Here is a 16,474-nt window from a genome sequence, read left to right as displayed (position 1 = left end):
GGACGGGTGGATCGGTTCTTCGAGCTGTCGGCACGGGGCACGACGGTCGGCAGGGAGGTCAGGGGCGGCCTGACCACGTTCATGGCGATGGCCTACATCATCCTGCTCAACCCGATCATCCTGGGCGGGGCGGCCGACGTCACCGGGGCGAAGCTGTCGATCCCGCAGCTGACCACGGCGACCGTCTTCGCCGCGGCGGTCAGCACGATCCTCATGGGCCTGGTCGGCAACGCGCCGTTCGGTCTCGCGGCGGGGCTGGGGCTCAACGCGGTGGTCGCCTACCAGGCCGCGCCGTACATGACCTGGGCCCAGGCCATGGGCCTGGTCGTGCTGGAGGGCCTGGTGATCGTGCTGCTGGCGGTCTCCGGGCTCCGGCAACTGATCATGAACGCCATCCCGCTCCCGCTCAAGCACGCCATCAGCGTGGGGATCGGCACCTTCATCGCGCTGATCGGGCTGGTGGACGCGGGGTTCGTCGCGGCGGGCACCGGGACGCCGGTGCAGCTGGGCGCGACAGGGCACCTGTCGGGCTGGCCGGTGGCGCTGTTCTGCTTCGGGCTGCTGCTGATGATCGTGCTGTACGTGCGCAGGACCCCGGCCGCCATCCTGATCGGCATCGCGGTCACGGCGGCGCTGGCGGTCGTGGTCGACTCCGTCGCGAAGGTCGACCCGGCCTCCTGGGGGGTGGTGGCCCCGCGCCTGCCCGACTCCCCGGTGGCCGCGCCGGACTTCGGGCTCATCGGCCAGGTGGACCTGTTCGGCGGGTTCGCCCGCGCGGGGGCGGTGACCGCCACGGTCGTGCTGTTCACCCTGGTGCTGTCGGGGTTCTTCGACGCGATGGGGACCGTCATCGGGGTCAGCGACGAGGCCGGGCTGGTCGACGAGCGGGGACGGGTCCCCCGGCTGGGGGCCGTCCTGACGGTGGACGGCGTGTCCGGGGCGATCGGCGGGCTCTCCAGCGCCTCGGCCGGCACGGTCTTCGTCGAGTCGGCGGCCGGCGTCGGCGAGGGGGCCAGGACCGGCCTGGCCGCCCTCGTCACCGGCGGCCTGTTCGCGGTGACGCTGCTGTTCACCCCGCTGGCGACGGTCGTCCCCGCCGCCGCGGCGGCGCCCGCTCTGGTGCTGGTGGGGGCGCTGATGATGACCCAGGCCAAGAACGTGCCCTGGGACGACCTGAGCGTGGCGATCCCGGCCTTCCTGACCATCGTGCTGATGCCGTTCACCTACAGCATCACCACCGGGCTGGGCAGCGGGATCATCGCCTATGTCGTGATCAAGGCGGGAACGGGCCGGTGGCGCGAGGTGCACCCGCTCCTGTACGCGGTCGCGGCCCTGTTCGTGGTCTTCTTCTGCGTCGGAGGGATCGAGGCCCTCCTGGAGGGCTGAGCGCCGGACCGCCCGGCGCCGTCCTCCGGCGGGTCACCGCATGTCGTCGAGGTCGCAGGCGACGTCGTCGCGGTCCTTGTCGACGTACCAGTAGTACTCCGCGTGGGTCTCCTTGTAGTACGGCCCGTAGCCGTCCTTGGCCGCCTCCTTGCAGTTGGGGTAGCGGGGGTCGTTGTCCCCCCCGCCCGTCCGGCGCCCGGTGGCCGTGTCCCTGGGGCTCGGCGTGACGGTGGCGGTGCCGGTGGGAGTCGCCGTCGGCCCGCCGGCCGGAGCGGTGACCTCGGCCCTGGCGGTCGCCGTCGGCGCGACGGCCGGAGCGGTGGTCGCGGGCGCCGGGTTCCCGGAGGGGGCCGCCGTCTCCGTGGAGGGCTGGAGCGGCTGCTGGAGCCCGGTGGAGGGGGTGGGCGTGCCGGGGCTCGCCCCGGGAGTCGCCCCGGAGGTCGCCACGGGCCCGCCCAGCCGGACGACCATGGCCTCGGCCTGTTCGCGGGTGAGGGAGCCGGAGATCCGCAGGGTGTCCTCGGTGATCACCTCGCCCACCCGGGGGGCCGCCACGACCTTGCCGCCCACGACGATCGCGAGCTGCTGCCGGGCCGCCTCCTCGGTCACACTGTTGATCTTGTCGCGGAACGCGGGCGCGAAGGCGATCCTGACGGAGTAGGTGCCGTTGCTCTCCCGTATCGACTCGATCTTCCGCACCGCGGTGATCTCGACCCCGGCGGCGACGATGTAGCAGAACTGCCCCGCGTCGTCGGGATAGCCCTCCGGGGACGTGCAGGGGCCCGGCTGGGCCGAGGTGACCGGGACGAAGTGGATGGGGGTCGCCAGCTTGCGCGGCGGCGGGGCTCCCAGCGGCGTGTCGGGGTTCCTGGTCATGAGCACGGCGATGGTGCCGAGCACGCCGGTGATCAGCACCACGAGGACCAGCGCGACGATCAGCGTCACGGTGGTGGCCCGGCTCGCGCGGGGCTCCTGCGGCATGCCGCCGGACGGCCCCGCCCCGGGGTCGCGGGGGCTCGCCGGCCCCTCGGGCCCGGCCCCCTGCGGGCCGCCGGGCCCTGCGGGTCCCTGAGGTCCCTGGGGTCCCTGAGGCCCCCGGCCGTGGGGTCCCTGCGGGGCATGGGGTCCCGGTGGGCCGTACGGCTGCCGCCCCGTCCTCTGCGGGGGCAGCGCGGGGCCGGAAGGGCCGGGCGCAGGCTCCCGGGGTCCGGGCGGCCCGCCCGCGTGCGTCTCCATCGTCATATCCAGCGTTCCTCACATCTGCTGGCCGCGAGCCTACCGATCTATGCAAGGACCGTGTAATCAACCGGTCAAGGCCGTTCCGACAGAACCCGCGGACAACACGGACCGCCGCGAAGGCTAACAGAGTGTCACCAGAAGCGATCGATTGCTTGCATGTTGTGCATGGTGGCCCTTTTCCCGGGAACGCAGAGTGAAGAGGAGACAGGCGCGAATCTTGGAGGGGTTGTGAAGATCGCAGTTCCCCGCGAGGTGAAGAACCACGAGTACCGCGTGGCCCTGACTCCCGCGGGAGTCCACGAATTCGTCCGGCACGGTCACCGCGTGTTCGTCGAGAAGGACGCCGGCGCCGGGTCGTCGATCCCCGATTCCGACTTCGAGGGCGCGGGGGCGACCATCCTCGCCTCGGCCGACGACGTGTGGGCGGAGGGCGACCTGGTCCTGAAGGTCAAGGAGCCGATCCCCGAGGAGTACCACCGGATGCGAAAGGGGCAGGTCCTGTTCACCTACCTGCACCTGGCCGCCTCCGAGACGTGCACCCGGGCCATGCTCGACTCCGGCGTCACGGGCGTCGCCTACGAGACCGTGCAGACCCCGAACGGGTTCCTGCCGCTGCTGGCCCCGATGTCGGAGGTGGCCGGGCGGCTGGCCCCGCAGGTGGGCGCCTACCACCTGATGCGGCAGGGCGGGGGGCGCGGCGTGCTCATGGGCGGCGTGTCGGGCGTGCACGCGGCCAACGTGGTGGTGATCGGCGCCGGGGTGTCCGGGATGAACGCCGCCGTCATCGCGCTGGGCATGCACGCCGAGGTGGTGCTGCTCGACCGCAACATCGACCGGCTCCGCCAGGCCGACGTCGTCTACAAGGGGCACTGCCAGACGGTCGCGTCGAACTCCTACGAGGTCGAGCGCGCGGTCCTGTCCGCCGACCTGGTCATCGGCGCGGTGCTGGTGCCCGGCGCCAAGGCCCCCAAGCTGGTCGGCAACGAACTGGTCTCGCGGATGCGGCCGGGCTCGGTGCTGGTGGACATCTCCATCGACCAGGGCGGCTGCTTCGAGGACTCCCGGCCGACCACCCACGCCGAACCGACGTACCAGGTCCACAACTCGGTCTTCTACTGCGTGGCCAACATGCCGGGCGCGGTCCCGCACACCTCGACCTACGCGCTGACCAACGTGACCCTGCCCTACGCCGTGGCCATCGCCGAGTCGGGCTGGCGCGACGCGCTGCGCGGCGACCCCGCGCTGGCCCTGGGCCTGAACACGCACGAGGGGCACCTGACCAACCAGCCCGTGGCCGAGGCGCACGGGCTGGAGGCGGTGCCCCTGGAGCAGGTGCTGGCCTGAGAACCACCGCCGGAGGCACTCCCGGGAGCACTGCTGAGAGCGCTGCCGGGAGCCGGCCGGTGACCGGGTACGGCGCCGCGGGGCGGCGGCCGTACCCGGCGCGGGAAGACCTCGCGACGGTCCCCGGAAGGGCGTCAGGGCGTCGTGGTCGGCGACGCGGACGGGCTGGCGCTGGCCGAGGGGGTCGCGCCGGCCTCGGGGATGGGGTTCTCGGCCGTCGTGGTGGTCAGCGGGCTGTCACAGGAGGCGCCGAGCTCGGGCGTCTCGGGGCCGTTCTTGTACTTCTGGATGAACTTCGGCAGGCGCGGGTCGTCGGCGCTGTCGAGCTTGAGCTGCTTGTTCCAGGAGCTGACCACGACCTTGGAGGGCAGGCCCGGGTACGGGCTCAGGAGCATGTAGTCGCTCGAGGCCAGTTCCTTGAGGATGTCCAGCTGGTCCTTGGGCAGGTCGGGCTGGTAGGTGATCCACACCGCGCCGTGCTCCATCGAGTGCACGGCGTTCTCGTTGTTGATCGGAGCGTCGTAGACCTGGCAGTTCTGCCAGGTGGAGTTGTGCTCCCCGCCCATGGGCGGGGTCTCCTTGTAGCTCACCTTGGTCTCGACGTGGAGACTGCCGGGATATTTGGCGCTGGTGACGGCGTCCAGCGAGGTCACCTTGGCCTGGTTGACGAGATAGAAGGCGACCAATCCGACGAGCAGGAGGACGACCGCGCCTCCGGCCCCCCACATCAGCAGCGCCGTCCTGCGCTCCTTGGCCTTCTGCTCGGCGCGCATTTTGGCGAGGTGGTCCCGCCTCGCCTGCGTCTTGTCCTTCGACATCGTTCCTCCACCCGGCACACAACTCCGGGTCACCTTATGCCCTCACGCCGTATGTGGAGAATAAGGGACGCGCAGTGCGTGATAACGCGGGGTTCCCCGGGATGAGTAGGCTTGGCGGGTAATGGAAAGCCCTGCTGAGAAGTCTCCGAACCCCAGAAGCCGCTTGGTGCTCGGCGTGTTGCTGGGCTGTCTGGCCGTGGCCGCGATCGTGTGGCTGATCATCGGACGGACCGCCGAGCCGAGCGACGCCTCCCCCGAGGCCGGCTTCGCCCGTGACATGGCCGTCCACCATTCACAGGCGGTGGAGATGGCCTTCATCGCCAGGGACGGCAGCACCGACGACAAGCTCCGGCTGCTCGCCTACGACATCATCGTCACGCAGACCGCCCAGCGCGGCATCTTCATGGGCTGGCTGCAGCAGTGGGGACTCGACCAGGCGTCCGAGCGTCCGGCGATGGCGTGGATGGCCGGTCACGGCCACGGCGGCACGACCGGGACGACCGCCGGGACGCCGGGCCGGATGCCGGGCATGGCCACCGAGGAGGAGCTCACGAGGCTCCGCCAGGCCACCGGGAAGGACCAGGAGATCCTCTTCCTCCAGCTCATGATCCGCCACCACGAGGGGGGTGTGATGATGGGAGAGGCCCTGCTGAAACTGTCCGACCGCGACGAGGTCGCCACGATGGCCCAGCACATCGTCGACGGGCAGAGCGGTGAGATCAAGCTGATGACCGACATGCTCAGGCAGCGGGGTGCCCAGCCGCTGCCTTCCATACGTGAATAACGCCGGTGGTCCCCAGCGCGGCCGGATTGCGGCCGGGGCAGCGGGGAGCCAGCCTGGCCGGAGGAGACTCAAGTGGTGAACGACGAGCCGGAGAACCGCCTGGAGGTGAGCATCTCCGCCGAGGTTGAGATGGGGCAGTACGCCAACTTCGCCTCGGTATGGCATACCCAGGATGGGTTCGTCCTGGACTTCGCGGTGATCACCAGACCGCCCCAGCTCGCCAACGACCCGTCCTCGGGTCAGCACTTCGTCAGCGTGCCGACCCGGATCGTCAGCCGGATCCGCATCCCGCCGAGCCAGGTGTTCGAGCTGATGAAGGCTCTGGAACAACAGCTCACCCAGTACGAGAACGAGACCGGCCAGAAGTGAGCCCCGCGCCCGGGGACCCGCCGCACGGCACGCGGCGGGCCCCGGGCGGCGGGACGCGCCTTCAGGCCAGGCCGATGGCCTGCCGGGCGGCCGCCAGCAGGCCGGAGGTCCGCTCGATCGCCTCGGTTGCGGCGGTCTCCAGCAGGCGGTCCAGCTCCGCGGGGTCGGCGCACAGGAGCCCGAAGCGTTCCCTGATCGGCGCCAGCGTCTCGGCGACCGCCTCGGCGACGTCCTTCTTGAGCGCACCGTAGGAGCCGTAGGACGACGGCTCCGCCGGCCGTCCCGAGCAGGCCGCCAGCAGATCCAGCAGGTTCGAGATCCCCGGTTTGGCCGCCGGGTCGTGGCGGACCTCGGTCCCGGAGTCGGTCACCGCCCTCATGATCTTGCGCCGGACGTCGGCGGGCGGGTCGAGCAGATGGATCGTCCCGGCGTCCGAGGCGCTGGACTTGCTCATCTTCGCGGTGGGCACGGCCAGGTCCATCACCCGCGCGGCGAAGCGGGGATGCACCGCCCGGGGCACGACGAAGGTCTCGCCGTACAGGTGGTTGAAGCGCAGCGCCAGGTCCCGGGTCAGTTCGAGGTGCTGGCGCTGGTCGTCGCCCACCGGCACCAGGTCCGCCCGGTGCAGCAGGATGTCGGCGGCCATCAACGCGGGATAGGTCAGCAGCGACAGCCGTACCTCCTTCTGGGCCGCCGCCTTCTCCTTGAACTGGATCATCCTGCGCATCTCACCCTCGTAGGCCGTGCTCTCCAGCAGGTAGGACAGCTCGGTGTGGGCGGGAACCCGCGACTGCAGATAGAGCAGGGAGCGGTCCAGGCCGCAGGCGAGCAGCAGGGCCGCCACCTCGCGGGTGCGGGTGCGCAGCGCCGCGGGGTCGTGCTTGACGGTCAGGGCGTGCAGGTCGGCGACGGCGTAGACGCAGTCGGCCTCGTCCTGGAGCCGTACGGCGGGCAGGATCGCGCCGAGGTAGTTGCCGAGCGTCAGCCGGCCGGTCGCCTGGAAGGCGGAGAAGACCCGTGTGGTCGTCGGCCGCCCGCCCGCCGGTGCAGGTGTCGGTGCGAGAGTCGGTGTCATCGTGTGTCCCCTTCGGTGCCGAGGGACCGCCGGACCGCCGGCCACGGGGAAAAGAAAAAGGCCGCCGGTGAACGGCGGCCGTTTTCTGTGCGCAGGCTGGGCTGGCTAGCGGGTCCGCCGGGAGGCGGCCCGCCACAGACCCGGACTGCGGTGGCTCATGCGGGGGATTGTATCTCCTCGGCCACGGCGGCGGCGAAGGCGTCGACGTCGGCCTCGGTGGTGTCGAACGCGGTCATCCAGCGGACCTCGCCGGTGGCCTCGTTCCAGGTGTAGAAGCGCAAGCGCTTCTGCAGCCGCTCGGTGACGTCCCGCGGCAGGATCGCGAAGACCGCGTTGGCCTGCACCGGGCGCGGGACCTGCACGCCCGGGATGCCGCGGACCGCCTCGGCCAGCCGCAGCGCCATCGCGTTGGCGTTGCGGGCGTTGCGCAGCCACAGGTCCCCGGCGAGCAGCGCCTCGAACTGCACCGAGACGAAGCGCATCTTGGAGGCCAGCTGCATCGCGCTCTTGCGCAGGTAACGCAGGCCGCGCACGGTGTCGGGGTTGAGCACGACGACGGCCTCGCCGAACATCAGCCCGGCCTTGGTGCCGCCGAAGGACAGCACGTCCACGCCCGCGTCGGTGGTGAACGCGCGCAGCGGCACGTCCAGCGCGGCGGCGGCGTTGGCGGCCCGGGCGCCGTCGAGGTGGACGAGCATGCCCAGGCCGTGGGCGTGCTCGCAGATCGCCGCGATCTCCTCGGGCGTGTACAGCGTGCCCAGCTCGGTCGTCTGCGTGATCGAGACGACCTTGGGCTGGGCGCGGTGCTCGTCGCCGAAGCCCCAGGCCTGCCGGTCGATCAGCTCGGGGGTGAGCTTGCCGTCCGGGGTGGCCACGGGCAGCAGCTTGAGCCCGGCCGTGCGCTCGGGGGCGCCGCCCTCGTCGGTGTGGATGTGCGCCGACTCGGCGCAGACCACGGCCTCCCAGTGGGCGGTCATCGCGCGCAGCGCGACCACGTTGGCGCCGGTGCCGTTGAAGACCGGCCAGGCCTCGGCGGCCGGGCCGAAGTGCCGGCGGAAGACGTCCTGGAGCGCCTCGGTGTAGACGTCGTCGCCGTAGGCGCTCTGGTGACCGCCGTTGGCGAGCGCGATCGCGGCGAGGATCTCCGGGTGGACTCCGGCGTAGTTGTCGCTGGCGAAGCCCTTGACCGCCGGGTCGTGCCTGCGGACCGCGTCGGTCGGACCGGCGGGGAGACCGGTCCCGCCGGTCACGGCTGCGGGTACTGCTTCCGTCACTGCGTGAGATCCATTCGGGTGCCGTTGGCGTCGGTGTCCCACAGGCCCTCGATCGCCGCCGCGAGGTCGTCGACGTCGGTGAAGCCGGGGAACTTCTTGTCGGGGTCGGCCGCGCGCATGGCCTCGTGCACCAGCGCCTTGACGACCAGGATGTTGGCGGTGGCCCCGGTGCCCTCCAGGGCGTCGGCGAAGGCCAGCGTCCACGCCTCGGCGGCGGCCTTGGCGGTGCCGTACGCCGCGTTGCCCTGGGTGGGCCTCTCGGCGGCCTTGGCGGAGACGATCGCGAACCGGCCGCGCTCGCTCGCCTTGAGCAGGGGCTCGAAGGCGAGGGTGAGGTGCTGTAGGGTGCGCACCAGCAGGTCGTGCAGGAGCGCCCAGTCCTCCAGCTTCGTCTCGGCGAAGGTCTTCGACCCGCGCCAGCCGCCGACCAGGTGCACGATGCCGTCCACGCGGCCGTGCTCGGCCTCGACGTCGGCGGCGAGCTTCTTCACCGCGTCGAAGTCGAGGAGATCGACGGGAAGGCTTCCGTCGGCGCCGGACTTGTCGAGGCCGATGACGGTGTGCCCCTTGTCCGCGAAGCGCCGGACGACCGCCCGGCCCGCGGGACCGGCCGCGCCGGCAACAAGAATGATCATGCTCGGATCCCCTTCGTGGAGTCGACGACCTCGCCGAGCTTACGGCGCAGGGCCTCGTAGAACATGCTCAGCGGGAACTCGTCGGGCAGCACCGCGTCCACCACGGCCTTCGGGCTGTTGCCCGCCGGGGGACGACCCCCGGGCCCCCGCGGGTCCTCGACCGGGAGGGCGTCCACGCCCCTGGCCCAGACCGAGGCCGGGTGCGGCTCGACGTAGGCCGCGACGAGCTCGTGCGCGGCCAGCCAGTGGGCGAGCTTGGAGCGGTCGATGCCGTCGCGGTAGAGCTTCTCCACCTCGCCGCGCAGATCGGCCACGCAGCCGGCGAGCCGGGCCCAGTCGACGCTGAGGCGGTTGTCGGTCCACCGTACGACGTCGTTGCGGTGCAGGTAGGCGAAGAGCAGCTGGCCGCCGAGGCCGTCGTAGTTGCGGACCCGGTCACCGGTGATCGGGAAGCGGAAGAGCCGGTCGAACAGGATCGCGTACTGGACGTAGCGGGCGTGCGGCACGCCCTCCGCCTCCAGCTTCACGGCCTCCCCGAACGCGGTCAGGTCGCAGCGCAGCTCCTCCAGGGAGTAGAGCCAGTACGGCATCCGCTGCTTGATCATGAACGGGTCGAACGGCAGGTCGCCGTGGCTGTGGGTGCGGTCGTGCACCAGGTCCCAGAGCACGAAGGTGTCCTGGGCCAGCTCCTGCGACTGCAGCAGGCGGGCGGCGTCCGGCGGCAGCGCCAGCTTCAGCGTCTCCGCGGCGGCCCGGCTGACCTTGCGGAAGCGGGCGGCCTCGCGGTCGCAGAAGATCCCGCCCCAGGTGAAGCGGGCCGGGGTCTGGCGGACCGCGACGGTCTCAGGGAAGAGCACGGCGGAGTTGGTGTCGTAGCCGGAGGTGAAGTCCTCGAAGGCGATCGGCACGAACATCGGGTTGTCGTAGCGGGTGCGCTCCAGTTCGGCCAGCCACTCGGGCCAGACGGTCCGGATCCACACGGCCTCGACGTGCCGGGAGGTGCTGCCGTTCTGGGTGTACATCGGGAAGACGACGAGGTGCTCCAGGCCGTCGACCCGCTGGGTGTCGGGGTGGAAGGCGTCGAGCGAGTCGAGGAAGTCCGGCACGCCCAGCCCCTGCTCGACCCACTTGCGGAAGTCGGCCACGACCGCGGCGAGGTAGGCCGCGTCGTGCGGGAAGCGCGGCGCGAGGGCCGTGACGTGCCCGACGATCTCGGAGATCAGCGCGACGGCCTCGTCCCGGTCGCCCTCGATCGAGCCGTCCTTGGCCTGCAGCGGCTTGAGCCGCTCGACCGCGTCCTTGAGCCGCCCGAACAACGAGCGCCCCTCATCCTGGAGGAGGTCGGCGGCGGCCCCTCCGGAGGCACCCTCCGCAGCCGCGGAGACACCCGCCGCACCGTTCGCTGCCACCCCGTTCCCCGAGGCTCCGTTCCCCGACACCCCGTTCCTCGACACCCCGTTCCTCGACATGTCCGGCGCGGTCGCGCCGGACATGTCGGACTTATCGCCCGACGTGGTCTTTGCTGGGATGCGGGAGACCCAGGTGATGAGGTTGCCCCACAGGGCGGCGTGGTCGTAGTCGGCGATCGAGTCGTCGCCGAACAGGTCGGAGTCGGCCAGCGCCACGACCCGTCCCGCACCGTGCCGTACGGCCACCGCCAGCGGGCGGCCCGCGGGGTCGGCGGTCGGGGAGGTGGAGAACAGCACGTCCGCGCCCTCGGGGGCGGTGAGCACTCCCGTGCGGTAGAAGCACGCCCGGCGGGCCCCGGCCAGCAGGTCCTCCTCGCCGCCCTCCCCCGCCACGCCCAGGACCCAGGAGGGCACGCCGTTGTGCGCGTTCCGGGGGTCCTGGACGGTGGCGTGCTCGACGCCGGCCCCGAAGCGGGCCAGCAGCTCGGCGAGGTTGTTGCCGTACTTGTCCTGCTCGTACTCGGCCAGGACGACGAGACCGCCTCCGTTGGTCACGTAGTCATCGATGGCGTCCAGCTCCTCGGCCGAGAAGACCGGGCTGCCCAGGCCGGTGGTGCGCTCCCAGCGGCCGGCCGACGGGTGGGCGATCACGAAGGCGTCGGCGGCGGCCAGCACGGCCGGGGTGACGGGACCCTCGGTGTGCGCCTCGACGGTGTGGCCCAGGCGGCGCAGCAGCTCGGCGGCGCGGGCGTAGCTGTTGTCGTCGGGGTGACCCGGATTCATCGTCTCGGCCGTGTCCCGCCGGATGGTCCAGGACTCGCTGTGCGCCTCGTCGAACAGCACTCGGGGGAACGCCCTCACGATAAATCCTCCCTCAGAATCAGCTCAATGCCGGAAAATATACACGGCTTGCCCCGTTTTGTGGACAGCCCTTATGGCCGTCTCTGAGGAGGTGGTGCGATCCGGCGGTCAGGCGGGCGACGACGGCGGCATGTTCCGCGCCCGCGTCACGGCCGTACGGCCCGGCGGGAGGCACGGCTCAACCGGAGACACGGCTCAACCGGAGACGCGGCCCGGTGAGAAGCACGGTTCAACCGGAGACACGGCTCAACGGGGACGCGGCCCGGTGAGAAGCACGGCTCAGCCGGAGATACGGCTCGGCCGGAGACGCCGGAGACGCCGGAGGCGGGGAGAGGGCGTCCGGCTCAGCCGGAGGCGCTGCCGGCCCGGACGTGGATCCGGTTCATCGGGACGGTCTCCGCCGCGACGGGGACCTCCTGCCGCCCGGCGGCCTCGGCGGCCTGCGGCTCGACGGCCGGACGGTCGTCGGCGGTCGCGGTCGCGGTGGCGCGGCAGGCACAGAACCCGACCTCCGCGATCAGCCGCAGCCGCTCACGGGTGTACTCGCCGGTGTCTCGCGCCGGCCGGACGCCTCCGCAGACGTCACACCGGTTGCGGCGATCGCTCATATCCGGTCTCCCTCGAGAAGAAAAACGGCGCCGGCCGGTGGGGGGCGGCAGGGCGGGCACGTGCGCGACCTCTTCCCGAGGGCCGGTCGGCCGCTCTGCGAACGACGCCACGGCCCATCTTCCCGGGATCGGATCTCTCCCGTCCCCAGATTAGGGCTCTCTCTGCGACTCTCAACCGAAAAAACAGAAACTTGGCTCACATGAGCACCAATCAAGCCGAAATTTTGCACTAAATGCAAAGAAATCCGGCTGAAAGCGGACTCGGCTCCGGGTTATGGCCTCCTGCCAAAAACGCGTAAAGAACGTCAAGTAATGGTCATAACCCAAGATCCGGACGACCCCATATCCCCGGTCACCCTCAGTACCCGGTCGGCCACCCCGGGGAGTGGGCCTGCGGGGCCGCCGGAACCCACGACCGCCACCGCGGACCGCCGCTTTACACCCTGATATCCCTCTCCCCTTTTCCAGCCATGGCAGTCGCCGGAAAACGCTCTGCCGCGCATACCGGGAAATCGATCCCGCGGTCCGGGAAAAGCAGAGACGGATAACCGTTGAAGCACATCTTCATCCGCTCGCCGCACGCCTGCGAATCGGCGGCGATGCGGCACCGGGCATCACGGAGTTCCCCGGTGTCCGCTTCGCCGTCCGGGGTCCGTCGCAGAGCTTCGGCGACCTCGGTCCCCTGCTCGGTCTCACCGACGACTACTCGGCCTTCCACCGGACCGAGGGCCGCGGTTCCGGCGGCGCATCCCGGGAGGGCCGGATTCCACTCGGTCCGCGCGAAGAACAACGGCACGGCGGACGCGTTCGCGAGCGCCCGCATCCAGACGGACGGCGACTTCCGGTAAGAACGCTTTCCGGCAAGAACGCTTTCCGGTGAAAGCGGGAACCGACCGCGGCCCCGGCCTCACCCGCCCGTGAACACCCCGGCGCGGGCGGCGGCCAGGGCCGCGGCGGCCGCGCGGTCGGCGACCGCCTCGTCGACCGGCTCGCCCGTGATGAACAGCCGGTAGTACAGCGGCGCCACGCAGGTCCTGATCACCTCGGCGGCGTCGGTGCCCGCGGGCATCTCCCCCCGCTCCACCGCGCGCCCGACGATGACGGCGGACTGCTCGTGGCGGGCGGCGAAGAAGGCGTGCAGCGCCCCGGCCGTGGGCGGGTTGCGCACGGCGGCCGAGATGAAGGCGGTCGAGACCGGGCCGGTCTCGGGGTCGGCGAAGCCGGTGACCACCAGACGGGCCAGCTCCCGCAGGTCGCCTGCGGCGTCACCGGTGTCGGGGACCGGCCACGGCTCGCCGCTCGCCAGGTCGAGCGCGTCGGCCGCCAGCCCCTCGACGCTCCCCCAGCGCCGGTAGACGGTGGTCTTGTGCACGCCGGAGCGCAGCGCGACGCCTTCCACGGTCAGGCCGTCGAAGCCCTTGTCCGCCAGCTCGGCGAGGGTGGCCGCGCGTACGGCCTCGCGGACTTTGGCGGTTCGCCCGCCGGGCCGTACGGCTCCGGGAGAGGTGCCGGGAGAAGTCATGGTCACTTCCGGTTGCGCGAGTCGGGTCTCATCGTCCATACTCATCTTAACGCAACTAAGTAGCTTTAAGAAGGAGTGAGCAGCCATGGGCTTCCCATCCGGCATCGCGACGACCCGTCCCCACCTCACTCCGGAGATCACCCCTGTCTGCTCAGCTGACCCTGCGGGGCATCTGTAAGTCCTACGGCGACCGCCTGATCCTCGACCACGTCTCCCTCACCGTCCGGCCCGGCGAGCGCGCCGGGATCGTCGGCGAGAACGGCAGCGGGAAGTCCACCCTGCTGCGGCTGGCCGCCGGCCTCGAAGCACCCGACGACGGCGAGGTCACCGTCGTCGCCGACGGCGGGACCGGCCATCTCGGCCCGTCCTCCGCCCCCCTGCCCGGTTCCGTCGTCCAGGACGCCGTCGACGCGGCTCTGGCCGGGCTGCGTGCGATGGAGTCCCGGATGCGGGAGCTGGAAGCGGCCCTCTCCGCGCCCGCCGCCCTACCCGGTGCTCTTCAGGAGCGGCTGGCCGAGTACGGCGAGCTGCTCGGCTCCTACGAGGCGCGCGGCGGCTACGAGGCGGACGCCCGCCTCGACAAGGCCCTGCACGGCCTCGGGCTCGGCGGCCTCGACCGCGACCGCCCGCTGGAGGGCCTGTCCGGCGGCGAGCGGGCCCGGCTCGGACTGGCCTGCCTGCTGGCGGCCTCCCCCGAGATCCTGCTGCTCGACGAGCCGACCGACCACCTCGACGACGCCGCCGCGCTGTGGCTGGAGGACCGGCTGCGCGCGCATCCGGGCATCGTGGTCGTGGTCTCGCACGACCGGCTCTTCCTGGAGCGGGTGGCCACCTCGATCCTGGAGGTCGAGGAGGGCCGGGTGACCCGGCACGGCGGTGGTTACGCCGCCTTCCTGGCCGGACGCGCGGCGGCCCGGCGGCGATGGGAGCAGTCATACGCCGACTGGTGCCGGGAGGTCGGGCGGGTCGAGGCGTTCGCCGCGACCACCGCGCATCGCGTCGCCCACGGCCGGGCCATGAAGGACGGCAACAAGATGGCCTACGACCGCAACGCGGGCCGGGTGCAGAGCTCGATCGCCGGCCGGGTCCGCCAGGCACAGGAACGCCTGCGGCACCTGCGGGCCGACCCCGTGCCCCGCCCGCCCGAGCCGCTCCGCTTCGCAGGCCGCTTCGGCGGCGGTACGGCGGGCGGACCGGACCGTCCGCTGGTCGAGCTGGACGGCGTGCGGGTCGGCGACCGGCTGGCGGTCGGGTCCCTCACCGTGGAGCCCGGGCAGCGGCTGCTGGTCCACGGCCCCAACGGCGCGGGCAAGTCCACTCTGCTGCGGGTCATGGCCGGGGACCTCGAACCCGAGGAGGGGACCGTACGGCGGCGCGGCCGGATCGGCTACCTGCCGCAGGAGGTCGTCTTCGCCGATCCGTCGCGGTCGGTGGCCGAGGCGTTCGCCGCGGGCAGGGCCGGGTATCCCGGGGAGCACCGCGCGCGGCTGCTGTCCCTGGGGCTGTTCCGGCCGGAGATCCTCGACGTGCCGGTCGGCGCGCTCTCGACCGGCCAGCGGCGGCGGCTCGGCCTGGCGCGGCTGCTCACCGAGGAGGCCGGCCTCCTGCTGCTGGACGAGCCGACCAACCACCTGTCGCCTGCGCTCGCCGAGGAGCTGGAGCAGGCTCTCGACCTCTACGAGGGCGCCGTCGTCCTCGTCTCGCACGACCGCGCGCTGCGCCGGCGGTTCACCGGCGCCCGGCTGGCGATGCGCGACGGCCGCCCCATCGTCCGCCACCTGCCGGAAGGAGCACGGCGTTGACCGTATCGATCGAGGAGTTCCGCGTGTCCGGTCCCGAGGCGGGGCCGTACGGGATCACCGCGGGTCCCGACGGAGCCCTGTGGTTCACCCTGGTCCACCAGGGCGCGATCGGCCGGATGACCCCGGCCGGGGACCTCGCCTCCCACCCGGTCGGCCCGGACTGCGGGCCGACCGTCATCACCGCGGGTCCCGACGGCGCGCTCTGGTTCACCCGGTACCGCGACCACCGGATCGGCCGGATCACCATCGGCGGGGAGGTCTCCTCCTTCGGCCTGCCGACCCCGCAGGCCGGGCCGTACGGGATCGCCGCGGGCCCGGACGGGGCGCTGTGGTTCACCGAGACCGGCGTCGACCGCATCGGCCGGATCACCACCGGCGGCGCGGTCACCGAGTTCCCCCTGCCCGTCTCCGGGGCGTTCCCGTCCGCGATCGCCGCCGGGGCGGACGGGATGTGGTTCACGATGAACGCGGCGAACGCGGTCGGCAGGATCGGCCCGGACGGCGAGGTCGCGGTCCATCGGCTGCCGACCGCCGGGGCGGCCCCGGTGGGGATCACGGCCGGGGCGGACGGCGCGATGTGGTTCGCCGAGATCGGCGCGGGCCAGATCGGCCGGATCACGCCCGACGGGAAGATCGAGGAGTTCCCGCTCCCCGACCGGCGGGCCCGGCCGCACGCCGTCGTCGCCGACGCCTCCGGCGGCTGCTGGTTCACCGCGTGGGGCACCGGGCGCGTCGGCCGGATCACCGCTGGGGGCCTGGTCGAGGAGCACGCGCTGCCGACCCCGGGCTCCGAGCCGCACGGCATCGCGGCCGGGCCCGGCGGGGCGGTGTGGGCGGCGCTGGAGATCGGCGTCATCGCCCGGATCAGCGTGGCCTCCTGATCCGGTCCAGGATTCCTTCAAGCGTCGTTTGTCCCCGGCGGGGACCGGGCAACCCTCCGGATTGGATAAGGACAGAGAAGGAGGAAGCACGTGAAAGAGCACGATTTTCTCAGCGTCATCTCGGACGAGACAGGACTTTCCCACGAGGAGGCCGAGATCCTCGTCGTCGCGACGCTGGAGACGCTCGCCGAACGCCTCACGCCCGACGAGGCCGACGACCTCGCCTCCGAGCTCCCGGAAGCTTTCAGGGAACCCCTGCTGACCGGCGGATCGCCCGAGGACTTCGGCGTGGAGGAGTTCGTCGAGCGGGTGGCCCGGCGTTCGACGGGTGACGTCGTCGACGTCAGGGAGGACATCCACGCGGTCTTCTCCGCGTTGCGCCTGGCGGTCACGCCCGGCGAGTTCGACGACGTGCTGGCCCATCTGCCCGGGGAGTACGCGCAGATCCTCTGAGCCGCCGCGCCTCC

Annotated in this window: 16 protein-coding genes; 7 read left to right on the top strand and 9 right to left on the bottom strand. The window is 71.8% G+C overall.

Features of this window, described 5'->3' with window-relative positions; genetic code table 11:
• Nucleotides 1-6: 6 nt before the first annotated feature.
• Nucleotides 7-1,386, top strand: coding sequence for an NCS2 family permease (locus Pta02_RS19055; protein ID WP_239130920.1), 1,380 nt, complete (start codon nt 7-9; stop codon nt 1,384-1,386).
• A 33-nt stretch (nt 1,387-1,419) separates the two neighbouring features.
• Here Pta02_RS19055 and Pta02_RS19050 read toward each other — a convergent pair whose 3' ends face one another.
• Nucleotides 1,420-2,367 carry an excalibur calcium-binding domain-containing protein gene (locus tag Pta02_RS19050; RefSeq protein WP_203876210.1) on the bottom strand — a complete coding sequence of 316 codons (948 nt, stop codon included), beginning with the start codon at nt 2,365-2,367 and terminating at the stop codon, nt 1,420-1,422.
• Nucleotides 2,368-2,853: 486 nt separating this feature from the next.
• On the opposite strand from Pta02_RS19050, the gene ald reads away from it, so the two are divergent.
• Nucleotides 2,854-3,969: an alanine dehydrogenase gene (gene ald / locus Pta02_RS19045; protein WP_203876209.1), complete on the top strand. Its 1,116-nt coding sequence runs from the start codon at nt 2,854-2,856 to the stop codon at nt 3,967-3,969.
• Between the two features lie 134 nt (nt 3,970-4,103).
• On the opposite strand, the gene Pta02_RS19040 is transcribed toward ald, so the two are convergent.
• On the bottom strand, nt 4,104-4,787 hold the full coding sequence (locus Pta02_RS19040; protein WP_203876208.1) for a thioredoxin-like domain-containing protein: 684 nt from the start codon (nt 4,785-4,787) through the stop codon (nt 4,104-4,106).
• A gap of 166 nt (nt 4,788-4,953) precedes the next feature.
• Here Pta02_RS19040 and Pta02_RS19035 point away from each other — a divergent pair, with 166 nt between their 5' ends.
• On the top strand, nt 4,954-5,571 hold the full coding sequence (locus tag Pta02_RS19035; protein ID WP_239130918.1) for a DUF305 domain-containing protein: 618 nt from the start codon (nt 4,954-4,956) through the stop codon (nt 5,569-5,571).
• A gap of 72 nt (nt 5,572-5,643) precedes the next feature.
• Complete coding sequence (locus Pta02_RS19030) at nt 5,644-5,940, top strand: DUF3467 domain-containing protein (protein ID WP_203876206.1); 297 nt, start codon at nt 5,644-5,646, stop codon at nt 5,938-5,940.
• Nucleotides 5,941-6,001: 61 nt separating this feature from the next.
• Here Pta02_RS19030 and trpS read toward each other — a convergent pair whose 3' ends face one another.
• The 7 genes from trpS to Pta02_RS18990 all read right to left on the bottom strand — a co-directional run bounded on the left by trpS (nt 6,002) and on the right by Pta02_RS18990 (nt 13,324).
• Nucleotides 6,002-7,015 carry a tryptophan--tRNA ligase gene (gene trpS, locus Pta02_RS19025; RefSeq protein ID WP_203876205.1) on the bottom strand — a complete coding sequence of 338 codons (1,014 nt, stop codon included), beginning with the start codon at nt 7,013-7,015 and terminating at the stop codon, nt 6,002-6,004.
• Nucleotides 7,016-7,170: 155 nt separating this feature from the next.
• Complete coding sequence (locus tag Pta02_RS19020) at nt 7,171-8,265, bottom strand: threonine aldolase family protein (protein ID WP_203876354.1); 1,095 nt, start codon at nt 8,263-8,265, stop codon at nt 7,171-7,173.
• A 20-nt stretch (nt 8,266-8,285) separates the two neighbouring features.
• Entirely contained in the window at nt 8,286-8,924 is a 639-nt protein-coding gene (locus Pta02_RS19015) for an SDR family NAD(P)-dependent oxidoreductase (protein ID WP_203876204.1), read from the bottom strand.
• Nucleotides 8,921-11,194, bottom strand: a complete 2,274-nt coding sequence (locus Pta02_RS41290) for a DUF6421 family protein (protein ID WP_239130914.1) — start codon at nt 11,192-11,194, stop codon at nt 8,921-8,923. Before Pta02_RS41290 ends, Pta02_RS19015 begins: the two co-directional genes overlap by 4 nt.
• 344 nt (nt 11,195-11,538) lie before the next feature.
• Entirely contained in the window at nt 11,539-11,802 is a 264-nt protein-coding gene (locus Pta02_RS19000; protein ID WP_203876203.1) for a hypothetical protein, read from the bottom strand.
• Between the two features lie 436 nt (nt 11,803-12,238).
• Nucleotides 12,239-12,625: a hypothetical protein gene (locus Pta02_RS18995; RefSeq protein WP_203876202.1), complete on the bottom strand. Its 387-nt coding sequence runs from the start codon at nt 12,623-12,625 to the stop codon at nt 12,239-12,241.
• A gap of 84 nt (nt 12,626-12,709) precedes the next feature.
• Nucleotides 12,710-13,324: a TetR/AcrR family transcriptional regulator gene (locus Pta02_RS18990; protein WP_203876201.1), complete on the bottom strand. Its 615-nt coding sequence runs from the start codon at nt 13,322-13,324 to the stop codon at nt 12,710-12,712.
• Between the two features lie 143 nt (nt 13,325-13,467).
• On the opposite strand from Pta02_RS18990, the gene abc-f reads away from it, so the two are divergent.
• From abc-f to Pta02_RS18975, 3 genes are all read left to right on the top strand, one after another.
• Nucleotides 13,468-15,126, top strand: a complete 1,659-nt coding sequence (gene abc-f, locus Pta02_RS18985; RefSeq protein ID WP_373872401.1) for a ribosomal protection-like ABC-F family protein — start codon at nt 13,468-13,470, stop codon at nt 15,124-15,126.
• On the top strand, nt 15,123-16,007 hold the full coding sequence (locus tag Pta02_RS18980) for a Vgb family protein (RefSeq protein WP_239130912.1): 885 nt from the start codon (nt 15,123-15,125) through the stop codon (nt 16,005-16,007). Before abc-f ends, Pta02_RS18980 begins: the two co-directional genes overlap by 4 nt.
• A gap of 90 nt (nt 16,008-16,097) precedes the next feature.
• The gene (locus Pta02_RS18975) at nt 16,098-16,460 is read left to right on the top strand and encodes a DUF2267 domain-containing protein (protein WP_203876200.1); all 363 of its coding nucleotides are present in this window, start codon (nt 16,098-16,100) and stop codon (nt 16,458-16,460) included.
• Nucleotides 16,461-16,474 lie beyond the last annotated feature (14 nt).

Source organism: Paraplanobispora takensis (genome assembly GCF_016863195.1).
Lineage (GTDB): Bacteria > Actinomycetota > Actinomycetes > Streptosporangiales > Streptosporangiaceae > Planobispora > Planobispora takensis.
Note: the sequence above shows the minus strand (reverse complement) of the source record. Positions and strands in the feature narration are given on the sequence as shown.

Bases quoted from the DNA above. Each gene is read 5' to 3' on its own strand.
- Pta02_RS19050 (WP_203876210.1), bottom strand. From the start codon at position 2,367: ATGCCGCAGGAGCCCCGCGCGAGCCGGGCCACCACCGTGACGCTGATC.
- Pta02_RS19040 (WP_203876208.1), bottom strand. From the start codon at position 4,787: ATGTCGAAGGACAAGACGCAGGCGAGGCGGGACCACCTCGCCAAAATG.
- trpS (WP_203876205.1), bottom strand. From the start codon at position 7,015: ATGACACCGACTCTCGCACCGACACCTGCACCGGCGGGCGGGCGGCCG.
- Pta02_RS19015 (WP_203876204.1), bottom strand. From the start codon at position 8,924: ATGATCATTCTTGTTGCCGGCGCGGCCGGTCCCGCGGGCCGGGCGGTC.
- Pta02_RS19000 (WP_203876203.1), bottom strand. From the start codon at position 11,802: ATGAGCGATCGCCGCAACCGGTGTGACGTCTGCGGAGGCGTCCGGCCG.
- Pta02_RS18995 (WP_203876202.1), bottom strand. From the start codon at position 12,625: ATGCGGGCGCTCGCGAACGCGTCCGCCGTGCCGTTGTTCTTCGCGCGG.
- Pta02_RS18990 (WP_203876201.1), bottom strand. From the start codon at position 13,324: ATGACTTCTCCCGGCACCTCTCCCGGAGCCGTACGGCCCGGCGGGCGA.